Raw genomic sequence first — 11,428 nt, 5'->3', positions numbered from 1 at the left:
GAGCGTTCACGCCCGATACCCATCGACCACGCCACCGAGGAAGCTGTCGCCAGTCGAAAGGAGATCGGAATGCGCAAGGAAGCGAGAGGTTTCACGCTGGTGGAGGCAATGGCTTCGATGGCAGTGTTGGTTGTGGTCGCGGGCGTCGCGATTCCTTCCTGGCGGGCAGCGCGGGCCTCGGCCCATGCCGGCAGAGCCCGCACGGAGATGCTGGAAACGATCATGGTCGCAGTCCGCCACTCATCCTTGGCCGGAGCCGAAGTGGTCCTGTGCCACCCTGCCAACGAGACGGTAGGGGAATGTTCCAACACCACCAATTGGAGCGGCGGGTGGGCCCTCTTTGCAGACCTTAACGGCAACCGGCTACGGGACGCCAATGAGCCGGTGGTTCATCGCCAACCTGCGCTTGAAGGGGGTGTTAAGTTGTGGACCACGGGGGGCCGTACACGACTGGTTTTTCAACCCAACGGCGGCAATGCCGGCTCCAATGTCACCTTCACCCTGTGCGACGAGCGCGGCGCCGACAAGGCGGTGACCTTCGTTCTGGCCAATGATGGCCGGATGCGCTGGGGACGCCCGACCGCAACCGCCGCGCAACAATGTGCTTATGGCGCGTGAAACCTATTGACCTGCCGCCCCGGTCCTCCTAGGATATGCGTCCCCGCCCGAATAGCTCAGCCGGTTAGAGCACTTGACTGTTAATCAGGGGGTCGTTGGTTCGAGTCCAACTTCGGGCGCCAAGATTCAAAGAAAAAGCCTGCAGCGATGCAGGCTTTTTTGTGCTTCCAGAATGATCTCGACTCCTGGAAACGTCGAGGGGCGGCACCGCCACCCCTCGCTCAGACCCTTCGCTCAATAGTAACCCGTGGGACAGGAGCTCCCGTCGATCACAGCCAACCCCAGCGTATCAAAGGTGCTTGGGATGGTCAGGGTGACGCCCTCAGCAATTCCACCGTCATTACTTACGCTTGCCTGGACGCCCGGCTGGCTGTCGGAGATGCAGACCCGTCGATTGATCACGGTGCCATCTGCCGCAAAGGAGTTGTAGCTGGCGATCTGGATCTGCGCGGACAACGGCTTTGAACCGTTGTAGCTCACCGTGCAGACCACGCTGAAGCGACCCTCACAAGTGACCTTGGACGAGTTTGGCTGGTCGAAGTTGTATTTGGACAGATTGGTGCTGTCCGCAATCTCCACCTTCATGACCACCGAGTACGCCTTAACGCCCGTGTCGCCGCCGCTGCGCGAGAAATCCTGCGAGTCTTCGCGGAAGTTCGCGCCGCGCGCGTCGTCGGGATCGACCGGGAAGGTACTGGCCAAACCGGAGGCGCTGGCACTCATGCGCAACGTGACAGGCACCGTGCCGCCGGCAGCGGCGGCATTGGAGCGCACAAGGCCACCGTCCGAAGCCACCAGGCCGCCAGTCGTATACAGCGTGTTCTGGGCCCGGATGGCCTCAGGAACGCGCGACCGCCATTCGCCCAGGTTCGCGACGTTCACCGCGTAGAAGGGGATCGTTTCAAGTGGGTTGCGCTGGGTCTGACCTTCGCACCCCGCCGGCTCCGGATCCTGCCTGGTGCCATAGGCGCACTTGTACGCCGCCAATGTCTCAGGGGTCAGGTAGTCCACGTACAGCCCGAACGCGATCAAGCTTTGGCGGTCCGGGCTGGTGCCGGGATTGTTCAAACTGATGGGGGCCGCAAGTCGCAGACCATCGCCCGATCCGACCGTGAATACAGGGAACGCTTGGGCTGGAGACGGATAGTTGGACGTCGTCGGTGCGATCTGGGTAACACCCGCGGCGACCGATTTCGTGACGAACTTCGAATAGTTATCTACAAAATTGGAAACGTCATAGGTGGTGCCAGTTATGGGCGTTACCAGCAGATTGCTCTGCTGCGGGTCAACGGCCAACCGCATTCTTCCACCCACGCGAATCAGCTGGCACGAATCGATGTAGCGGTTCGCCGTATCGTCGCCCAACGGCCGCAACACCTCAAGCTCGAACCCATTACCCGAGCTCGGAGGATAGCCGTAATGCTCCTCTTTGGAGTCGACCTCAGCCGCCGTGTAGAGACGCCATGGATCCGTACGTGGCTTGGCCCTGGTAGGAGCCTCTTTCAGCGCGCCATCGTGATGATCACGGCAGCACACCGTGCACATTTCCTTGATTTCCGGCGATGAGTTCGACACCACGGGCGTGCCAACCTTCGATCCCGCTGCCGACGTTTTCGGCTGCAGGTAGGCCAGCTGCAGGCCACTCCACACCGCTGGCTCAAACTTGGGATTGGCGGTCGTGCTGACACCACCGGCCGAACAGATACAACTTACCGCCGCAACATCCAGCTTGCGGTTGAGCAACACCTGTTCCGCTGAAGAACTGCCCGTGAACGTCATGACGCTGAACACGGTAGCTGCCGAAACGTCCTGCACGAACTGCTGGGGCTTGGGATTGGAGCTCGCGGACGATTGATCACCACCCACGGCGATGGGGACGACCTGGGGATTGTCCTTGTTCGGTGGTTCGATATACACCTTCGGTGCCTCAGGACCATCACCAGGCTTCTTTGCCACCTGGGCCGCATCCGAGGGGGCAATCGCGGAGATGGCATCCTTGATCTCGACCGACTTGGTATTGCCTGCCTCATCCGCCCAGGACACGGCGACCGTGACCATCTTGAACTCCGGAATACCCGAAGTAACCGCACCGGTGTTCGCGGTGTCTATCTGGAACGTGGTCGTACCAGACGCGTTGACCCAACGCGATACCGTCCGGGTGGTCGTGAACTCCACGCCACCCATGGTGGTTTTCCCAAGATTCGCGGTATCGAGCCCCTGGTAGGTATAGCCCGTGTAGCCGGTTGGCGGCGTGACGAATGCAAACGTGCGCGCGTCCTCGATCACCTGCTGGGCAATGGCGGTCGCACTCTCGCGGGCCTTGGATTCCGCGCCGGCACGGAACAGGCTCGCCTGAAGCGCCGCTAGGGCAAGAAGCCCGAACGAGAGGATGACAACCGCCACCATGACCTCGATCAGGCTGAAACCCTTTCGGCCACGCGGTCCACTGAGCATGTTCTTCATGGCGTTGCGCTCGCGTCTTGGTAGCGATCCGACCAGGAGCCCGGGATTGGCCCGTAGCGGATAAAGGCTGGAGAGTTGGAGATGTTCTGCAACACCGCCTTGTTGTACACGATGGTGGGATTGCCGGCGATGCTTGCTTCGCCCTCCAGAATGACCGACCCATAGATCTGGCCACCACCACTCGCTTTCAGCAGCTCGCCCGTGCCCGCTTTGCTCCGCACGAAAAGGATGCCGAAGTAAGTGCTGTTGGCCGGGACGGTAACAACCCCATCGCTCACCAACACGACGGGATACTGCAGCGTGCCGATATCGGTGCCGAGCTTGCAGTCGGTTCCCTTGTACCAGTACAGACCCTCACTCGCGGCATTCAACGAAGCACAATCCGCCAAGGGCTTGGCGTACTTGGCGAGGTAGTCATCGGCCTGGCTGGACGGGACGTCAAAAACATACTCGAACAGATCTGTCGGAAAATTGGTGCTGTCGCGCACCTTCGGGCTGGCGTCGCTGTAGTTGGAATCCCTGTCGAGGATGTCCTCACCCTCGATCTTGTCCTTGGCGACCGCACACGATTTTGCATTGCCGCTTAGCAGGCCATAGCCTGGGCACAAGCCATTGCAGGTGCACGACTTGCATACCCCGTCCAGGATATCGGCGGACGTGGGCGCTGGTGTGCCATAGTTCGCCAGCCACTCTCCCAGCTGGCACGAGGCGAAGCTCGCCTGGTCGATCTTGGCATTACCGGATGACCAGATCGAAACCGGGAGGCTGAAACCCGCTGCATCAGGGTTAGGCACGATCTGAGCGTTGCCCAATCCGGTCGCCGTACCGGCTGCGATCAAGGGCGCGGCAGGCACTGCACCCAGCAGGCGGAACGTACCAAAAGACTGCTTGACGGTGGCCTCGGCGCTTTCGTCCGTCAATCGCCCACGCGACACGATGGTCACGTAGAAAGTGCCCTCGTTGGTGGGCGCCGACGAACATACCGGCTTTTCAGGGATCGTCATGTCCAGACGGCAGAGGGTGGCGTAGGTCTGGTAGTTCGTCGCGAAATTCGCACCACCACCCGACGTCGTGATCGCCGCCGCCCCGCTCATCATGCCCGTAACCGGAAGTATGCCGTTGGTGCTACCGACATAGCGAAACATGTTGCCGCGACGGATACTGTCCGACTCAGCCAGGCAGGGGTCCAATGCCATTCCCGCGGGAAGCGCATCCGCACAACTCTGCCAGCGTGCAGTAGTGGCAGGCGGCAGCCACCCTCCAGTCGCAGTGGAAAGCATTTGACGGGAATTGCCACGCAGGTATTCGATCGATTGATTGATACCGGTCTCGGCGGTCTGGAACGCTAGCTTGTAGCGGTACTCGTTACCCGAGGTACGCTGCTCGAACAGGCCTACATTGGCCGAGAAGATGGCGATGATCGTCAGGATCGCCAGCAAAAGCATCGCGATCAGCAGCGTGGATACGCCACGCTGGCGGCGACGCGGGGTCAGCTGGATCGAATTCATGGGCTCACCCCACAGTCGGCAATCAGTTCCGCGGATGTTTTCATGGCGTCAGGCGCAGCATGCGTGGTCGGGCACGCAGCTGCCTGGTTCTTGAGGAAATTCACGACCTCGGCACGGGTGCGCCCAGAATCGGCAATCGATCGAATGATCGTCGCGTCGCTACGCAGGGCGCCGCGCACGCAGAACGAAAGGTTCCGCACAAGCCCCTCGGCGCGCAGGTACACATCGGCCCCGGTCACCGGATCCTTGGTCTTGTTGATATCAACGCAGAAGGGACTCTTGCGTTCCACAACCTTGAATCCAGTAATGTTGACGACCGCTGGGTCGGAGACGTCCTCCCATCCACTCGCGTCGGTACACGTCACCGCGCTATCCGCTGTCTTCATCTGCAGCGTCCCCGCCGTTGAGTTCCAGCGGATCGCACGGTTCTGGCGGGATGCGACAGCGTTTCCGCGGTCGTATTGATAGGTGAAACAGTTGCCCGTCGAAGAAACGGCCAAAGCCCCAAGATTAGGCACGGGAATGTTGTCCGTCATCACTCGCTGCACCGACGAACGGTCGTAACCCGCGCGCCTTGCCTCCCGAACCGCAAGGCCGATCGTCGTCCGCAAGTCCTGGGTCAGGCGCGTGGAGCGGATGTTCTCGTTGTAGGAACGAAGCATGGAAACGGTAAAGGCGAGCACGGAACCGATGACGATCATGCCGGCCACGATCGCCACCATCATCTCGATCAGCGAAAAACCACGAACCCCTTTCTGGTTGAAGTTGCGCATGGTCAGCATGCCTCCATGCCAGGCAACGCCTTCCTTCCGCTAGGGGCGCACTGCCTGGCTCGCCCCATGGCATTCACCTTGATTTCCAGTCCATACCCCCGAGGCACCTCCAGCTTGACGCTACCCGCAGTGCTTTCATCGGACAGCATCCCAGTGCGCGGATCGATCACGAACGACGTCGCCGAACCGAACTTGGCAGCCTCGGTAAGCTTTACGTTTCTCAATTCATTTCCATTGGACGGGAATGAACCCAATGGGCACGTGGTGCTCGAACAGTCGCACCCTGCGGCCGATGGTGTCGCAACGACGCCCGCCCCGACACAGAAACCCGTCCCCACTGCCTTGAAGTCCACCTTGACGAGCGCGTTGCGCTTGGCGGCCTCCGATTTCGCGGCTCCGATGACGGCCACCACGCTGTCGGCCGCGCCCTGCAAGGCGCGCCGCTCGGCGGTGTCGCTGAAAGAGGGCGCAGCAATGGCCAAGAGGATCGCCAGTACCGCGATCGTCACCATCAACTCGACCAACGTGAAACCATTAGAACGAAATCGCATCTGCCACTCCATTGCACCTGCATCGGTAGGCACAGCCCCGCCAGCAGAATCTAGCGCCCCCGTCTAGGGCCGGCAACGAAGTCCGGACGGGCGGCGCCTGTAGCGGGACGAACGACCAGCACCCCACTTATGCTCAGGGCCTCCAGCGTCTACCATCTCAAATCAGTACCAATACGCAGGGCTCGCCAATGCACCACATGAAGATCAGGGGCTTCACGCTTATCGAGTTGATGGTGGTAGTGGCCATTGTCGGCATCCTGGCTGCGATCGCCGTCCCACTTTTTGGCGACCAGATGCGAAAGAGCCGCCGCACCGAGGCACTCACGACCCTCCAGAACCAGCAGCTCGCGATGGAACGTTACCGCGTGGACCACGCGTCCTTTGCGACTTACTCGCTACCTGCGGGACTGGACAATGGCCACTATACGTTCGCGCTATCCGGCACCAGCGCGACCGGGTATACCCTGGAGGCAACCCCCCAAGGGGATCAGGCGAACGACAAATGCGGGAAGCTGAGCCTCGTTAACGCAGCGGGCGCCATTTCCAAGACGCCCACCACCTGCTGGTGACGGCTTACGCCACCACCCGGTAACACGGCCGGTAATCCCCCGCAATCTTCATCCTGCGCTGCTCCACGAACGCCCGGAGCAGCGCGTCCAGCGACTGCATCATTCCGCTGTCGCCATGGATCTCGAACGGCCCGTGCGCTTCGATGCGGCGCATGCCGTCCTCCTTCACATTGCCGGCCACGATGCCTGAGAACGCTCGCCGCAGGTCTGCCGCGAGCTCGTGCGGCTTGCGCCCGTGATGCAGGTCCAGGCCAGCCATCGCTTCATGACTGGGGACGAATGGCTGCTGGAAGGCCAGCGGGATGTCCAGCGACCAGTTGAAGAAGAACGAATCCTTCTGTGCGATCCGATGGTCGCGCACCTTGCGAATTCCCGCCATCATCCGCTTCGCGACCGCGGCCGGATCGGCAATGATGATTTCGTAGCGCGAGGTAGCGGCTTCGCCGAGGGTGAGCCGCAGGAACCTGTCGATCTGCTCGAAGTACGGCGCCGACGCGGTCGGGCCGGTGAGGATCAGCGGGAACGGGACATGGGCGTTCTCCTCCCGCAGCAGGATGCCCAGCAGGTACAGGATCTCCTCCGCCGTCCCCACGCCGCCGGGGAACACGAGGATGCCGTGACCAATGCGGACGAAGGCCTCAAGGCGCTTCTCGATATCCGGCATGATCACCAGGTGGTTGACGATCGGATTGGGCGACTCCGCCGCGATGATGCCCGGCTCGGTGATCCCGATGTAACGCGGGCGGTGCTTGCGCTGCTTGGCGTGGGCGATGGTGGCGCCCTTCATCGGCCCCTTCATCGCGCCGGGGCCGCAGCCGGTGCAGATGTCCAGTCCTCGCAGGCCCAGTTCATAGCCGACCTGCTTGGTGTACACATACTCTTCTCGCGAGATGGAGTGGCCGCCCCAGCACACAACCAAGTTGGGATCGGTCGGAAACAGGGTGCGCGCATTGCGTAGCAGGTCAAAGACCGCATCAGTCAGGCCCACGCTGGACCCCAGGTCACGTCCACCCTCAGGGACCAGCTCAATCGCGGTATAGGCCAGGTCACGAACTACCGCGAACAGCAGCTCCGCGACGCCTCGTATCAACTCACCATCGACGAAGGCAGTCGCCGGCGCGTTATGCAGGTCGATGCGCAGCCCCCTATCCTGCTGGTGCACCTCGATGTCGAACTCGGGGTAGAGCTCCTGGGCCGCACGCGGATCATCCGAGGTGCTGCCTGTGGTCAGGACGGCCAGCGCGCAACGGCGCAAGAGGTCATGCATGCCAGTGGAAGCGTCGCGGAACTTGGCGACCTCTTCGCGCGAAAGGACATCGAGCCCACCGCGTGGGTAGATGCGCGTGCTCTCGGTAGGCAGCACGGTGGAACGGTACATGGGGACATTCTGGCTATCGTTGCTCATGCGCTGACTGTATCTCACTGGGGCTCCCAAAATAAAACGGCCGGGTTTCCCCGGCCGTTTCTGACACACGCTACTGACGGATCGATCAGAACTTGTAGCGGAAGCCCACCTGCAGCGACCACTGGGACACGCCCGTGTTGAATCCGTCGGCATCACCGTTGGCCGCCGTCGGGGCATCCGGACTGCGGAAGTCATACACGTACTTGCCGTTGTAGATGCCATTGGCCGACAGGACGCGCTGGTTGGCGAAGAAACCGTAATCCATGATGTGGCCCCAATCCTTGTTGATCAGGTTGCCCACGTTCTGGATGTCCAGCCAGATCTCGGACTTGTGGCCCTTGAAGAAGCCAGGCAGCTCCTGCGTGAAGCGCACGTCGAAGGTGTTGACCCATTCGCCGCGTCCCGCATTGGCCGGCGCAACGCCGCCCTGGTAGCGCTTCAGCTCCGGGTTCTCGTTCAGCCACTCAAAGAACGCCTGCTCCATCTGTGGGTTGGCGGTGAACACCCCCGCGCTGGACAGGCTGCCAAACAACACGTCCCCCGGGCCGCTCGGCACGTAGAGCAGGTCATTGGCCGAGCGGCCGTCACCGTTGGCGTCGTTGAAGTACACCCAGCTGTAAGGCCGCCCACTGCGGCCTTCATACACCAGGCCTACACGGGTCTCGTAGTCACCGAAGAACGCATGCTTCCAGTTCAACTGGCCGCTGATGCGATCGCGGATTTCGTACCGCGAGGTCGAAGCGACCTCCTCGTTGGCATCGAACAGGTAGTTGTAGTTCCAACCCGAGCCGGCGGTCGAGCTGGTCAGCCCGCTGACATCCTCGGCGTCGGTGTAGGTGTAGCCCAGGAACCACGACCAGTCGCTCTGGTCCGAAAACGGCTTGTTCAGCGAGACGGTCAGCTGCTGGCTGCGCCCTTCGTCGGTCGTGTCCAGCAGGTACACGGCGTCAAACGCGCGATTACGGTTGAAGCGGTTGTTCGAAGAGCTCCACGAGCGACCGACGTTGGTCGGATTCCAGAAGAGGTCACGGCCGTCCTGGCCTTCCAGCGTGGACGCGCCGAGGTTCAGGTTGCGGTAGAACAGCGCGGTCTTGACCTTGCTCACCAGCAGTTCCGCCGAGCCCACGATGCCGTACCACGGCAACTCGTGCTCGAACGCCAGGTTGGCCTTCCAGACCGAGGGCTGCTCGAAGTCCGGCGCGACGAAGTTCACATTCATCAGCGCCGCGCGCGGGTTGGATGGCACCGGCTGGTTGTAACCGTCGCCGCTGAACGGCAGGTCCTGCCAGTCCTCAGCCGAAGCCGTGTTCTGGCTGTACTGGATGTAGTTGAAGCCCGTGGTGTTGTATGCGTTGCTCAGCCACACCTGCGGCGACTCGCCGCGGAACAGGCCGAAGCCGCCACGCAGCTGCGTCGGACGCGCGCTGTTGAAGGTGTAGTTGAAACCGAAGCGCGGCTGGACCAGCCAGTCTTCGTTGAGGACCTTGGAGTTGTCGTAACCAAACGCAGCCTCGGCGGCGGCATTGTAGGTCGGCTCGGTGTTCAGGCCCGGCTTGTCCGCACGGATGCCGTAGTTCAACGTCAGGTTGCTGCTGACGTACCAGGTGTCCTGCAGGAAGAGGCCCAACGAGTCGTATTGGAAGGCGCCGGCGACCGAGTCGAAGCCGAGACCCGGCTGCGGGGTGCGCAGGTTGTACGTGTTCCACTTGCCCAAGGCGAAGTTGTCCAGGCCCCAGAACTCGTACACGCCAAACAGCTGCGGTCCGTAGATGTTGTAGACGTCGTTGTCGCTGTAGTCGAAGCCGAACTTCACGTCATGGTCGCCCAACGTGAGCGTGCCGGCGGCGAAGGCGTTCCAGGTTTCGGTGTAAAGCGCGTTCTGGTGCGAGTTGACCTCGGTGCCGAGGTACAGGGAATCGCCCGACGGCGCGGCTTCGGTGCCACCGAAGAAGATGCGGACGCTGGGGGCGCTGGTGGGCGTCTCGCGAACGGCGGAGTAGTCGCGGTAGGAGACCTTGAACTCGGTCGAGAACGTGTCGGTCCAGTCGCTGAACAGCTGGCCGACATAGCTCTCAACGCTCTTGGCGTGCTGGTACCAGTACGAGCTCAACGAGATCGAGCTGGAGTTGATGCCATTGACGCGCAGCTTGCTCTGCTCCAGGTTGGAGTAGCGCAGGCTGAAGCGGTGGGCGTCGTTGATGTTCCAGTCGATCTTGGCGGCGTACTCTTCCAGATCGGTGTCGCCAGACGAGTCCAGGCCACCCGCGTCGAAGCCATACGACTGCGCGATCTGCTGGGCGCGCGCGATGTCATCCATGTCGATGACGGCATTGGCCTTGCCAAGCGCGCTGCCCGCGATGTCGGCGCCCGGCGCGGACTGCTTGAACTTCTCGTAGTTGACGAAGAAGAACAGCTTGTCCTTGACCAGCGGACCACCGAAGGTCATGCCGTAGGTCTGCTCGTCCTCGAAACCATTGAACTTCTGGCCAGTGGGGTCGTCGCCGAACCAGTCGCCATCACGGTAGTAACCGTAGACCGAACCGTGGAATTCATTGGTGCCGGACTTGGTCACGGCATCCACCACCGCGCCTGTGGCACCGGTGATGGTCACGTCGTACGACGCCAGGTCGATGTTGAGCGCCTCGATCGCATCCATCGCCACCGGCTGGCGGCGGGTTGGCATGTTGTTGCCTTCCAGACCGAAGGTGTCGCTGGCGGAAACGCCGTCGATGCGGATGGCGTTGTAGCGCGGGTTCTGGCCACCGGCGCTGATGCTGCCGCTGGCACGGTCGGTGAACGCCACGCGCGGATCAAGGCGCATGTAATCCTGAATGTTGCCGTTGATGGACGGCAGGGCCTCGATGGTTTCCCGCGTTACGCTGGTACCTGCACCCATCTTGCTGGCGCTGAACACCTCGGAGCCGCCGGCATACACGGCCTGGACGGCGTCAACGGTAGCCACGGAGTCGTCCAGCTGGCTGTTGACCTGAGCCACGGTGCTCAGGGTCAGGAAGACATTGTCCTCGCTGGATGCGCCTTCGCCAGCCTTGGTGATGGTGATCGTGTACGGGCCACCCACGCGCAGGCCGCGAGCGTTGTAGCGTCCGCTGGCGTCGGTGGTGGCGCGACTGACGGTACCCGATTCGACGTGAGTAATGGTGACTTCCGCGCCCGCGACCGGGCGGCCGTCCGCACTCGTCACAACGCCGCCCACGCCAGCCGAAGTCTGCTGCGCAAACGCCGGAGCGGCAGCAAGCGCCGCCAGGAGCCCAAGGGTGAGCTTGGACATACGAACACGATTCTTGTCGGTCATGAAAACTGGCCTCGATGCATTTTTGGATTCGACAGAACTCGGCCCGCGCCCCCGAAATCGCGCACGGCCCATTGACGTTTCAGCTGCCCCAACCCCGCGCGCAAGCTGCCACGGGTTAATGGGAGATTAACATACTGAGGCGCATGTGTTTCGAATTCATGACCGACGTCAAGAAAACGGCACGATCCACGCATCGACCCGGCACGGTGGCAGCCAGCTTGATCGGAG

Annotated in this window: 8 protein-coding genes and 1 tRNA gene; 3 read left to right on the top strand and 6 right to left on the bottom strand. The window is 61.8% G+C overall.

The genetic code is table 11. From position 1 onward, the window contains the following. The first annotated feature begins 69 nt into the window (after positions 1-69). A complete protein-coding gene (locus N800_RS01285; RefSeq protein WP_036133968.1) occupies positions 70-618 on the top strand; it encodes a GspH/FimT family protein in 549 nt (182 codons plus the stop codon). Positions 619-663: 45 nt separating this feature from the next. After that, positions 664-740 (top strand) — tRNA-Asn (locus tag N800_RS01280). Between the two features lie 112 nt (positions 741-852). Here the strand turns inward: N800_RS01280 and N800_RS01275 are convergent. Genes N800_RS01275 through N800_RS16210 form a run of 4 tightly spaced genes read right to left on the bottom strand, consistent with a single transcriptional unit; the run spans position 853 to position 5,913 of the window. Then, on the bottom strand, positions 853-3,081 hold the full coding sequence (locus tag N800_RS01275; RefSeq protein ID WP_036133966.1) for a type IV pilus modification PilV family protein: 2,229 nt from the start codon (positions 3,079-3,081) through the stop codon (positions 853-855). Next, a complete protein-coding gene (locus tag N800_RS01270; protein WP_036133964.1) occupies positions 3,078-4,589 on the bottom strand; it encodes a PilX N-terminal domain-containing pilus assembly protein in 1,512 nt (503 codons plus the stop codon). The genes N800_RS01275 and N800_RS01270 overlap by 4 nt, the downstream gene beginning before the upstream one ends. Then, a complete protein-coding gene (locus N800_RS01265; RefSeq protein ID WP_036133961.1) occupies positions 4,586-5,371 on the bottom strand; it encodes a PilW family protein in 786 nt (261 codons plus the stop codon). Before N800_RS01265 ends, N800_RS01270 begins: the two co-directional genes overlap by 4 nt. Continuing rightward, complete coding sequence (locus N800_RS16210; protein ID WP_232227507.1) at positions 5,365-5,913, bottom strand: pilus assembly FimT family protein; 549 nt, start codon at positions 5,911-5,913, stop codon at positions 5,365-5,367. Before N800_RS16210 ends, N800_RS01265 begins: the two co-directional genes overlap by 7 nt. Positions 5,914-6,101: 188 nt before the next feature. Here N800_RS16210 and N800_RS01255 point away from each other — a divergent pair, with 188 nt between their 5' ends. Continuing rightward, on the top strand, positions 6,102-6,482 hold the full coding sequence (locus N800_RS01255; protein WP_052107793.1) for a type IV pilin protein: 381 nt from the start codon (positions 6,102-6,104) through the stop codon (positions 6,480-6,482). Positions 6,483-6,486: 4 nt separating this feature from the next. On the opposite strand, the gene ppnN is transcribed toward N800_RS01255, so the two are convergent. Together ppnN and N800_RS01245 are read right to left on the bottom strand one after the other, a co-directional pair. Next, on the bottom strand, positions 6,487-7,860 hold the full coding sequence (gene ppnN, locus N800_RS01250; RefSeq protein ID WP_052107792.1) for a nucleotide 5'-monophosphate nucleosidase PpnN: 1,374 nt from the start codon (positions 7,858-7,860) through the stop codon (positions 6,487-6,489). Positions 7,861-7,972: 112 nt separating this feature from the next. Continuing rightward, positions 7,973-11,200 (bottom strand): TonB-dependent receptor, encoded by a 3,228-nt coding sequence (locus N800_RS01245; RefSeq protein ID WP_232227506.1) that lies wholly within the window; start codon positions 11,198-11,200, stop codon positions 7,973-7,975. Positions 11,201-11,428: the final 228 nt, after the last annotated feature.

This window comes from Lysobacter daejeonensis GH1-9 (assembly GCF_000768355.1).
In the GTDB taxonomy this organism is placed as follows: Bacteria; Pseudomonadota; Gammaproteobacteria; order Xanthomonadales; family Xanthomonadaceae; genus Aerolutibacter; species Aerolutibacter daejeonensis.
Note: the sequence above shows the minus strand (reverse complement) of the source record. Positions and strands in the feature narration are given on the sequence as shown.

Excerpts from the sequence above, each read along its gene's own strand:
- N800_RS01275 (WP_036133966.1), bottom strand. The coding sequence starts at position 3,081 with ATGAAGAACATGCTCAGTGGACCGCGTGGCCGAAAGGGTTTCAGCCTG.
- N800_RS16210 (WP_232227507.1), bottom strand. The coding sequence starts at position 5,913 with ATGCGATTTCGTTCTAATGGTTTCACGTTGGTCGAGTTGATGGTGACG.
- N800_RS01270 (WP_036133964.1), bottom strand. The coding sequence starts at position 4,589 with ATGAATTCGATCCAGCTGACCCCGCGTCGCCGCCAGCGTGGCGTATCC.
- ppnN (WP_052107792.1), bottom strand. The coding sequence starts at position 7,860 with ATGTACCGTTCCACCGTGCTGCCTACCGAGAGCACGCGCATCTACCCA.
- N800_RS01285 (WP_036133968.1), top strand. The coding sequence starts at position 70 with ATGCGCAAGGAAGCGAGAGGTTTCACGCTGGTGGAGGCAATGGCTTCG.
- N800_RS01265 (WP_036133961.1), bottom strand. The coding sequence starts at position 5,371 with ATGCTGACCATGCGCAACTTCAACCAGAAAGGGGTTCGTGGTTTTTCG.
- N800_RS01245 (WP_232227506.1), bottom strand. The coding sequence starts at position 11,200 with ATGACCGACAAGAATCGTGTTCGTATGTCCAAGCTCACCCTTGGGCTC.
- N800_RS01255 (WP_052107793.1), top strand. The coding sequence starts at position 6,102 with ATGCACCACATGAAGATCAGGGGCTTCACGCTTATCGAGTTGATGGTG.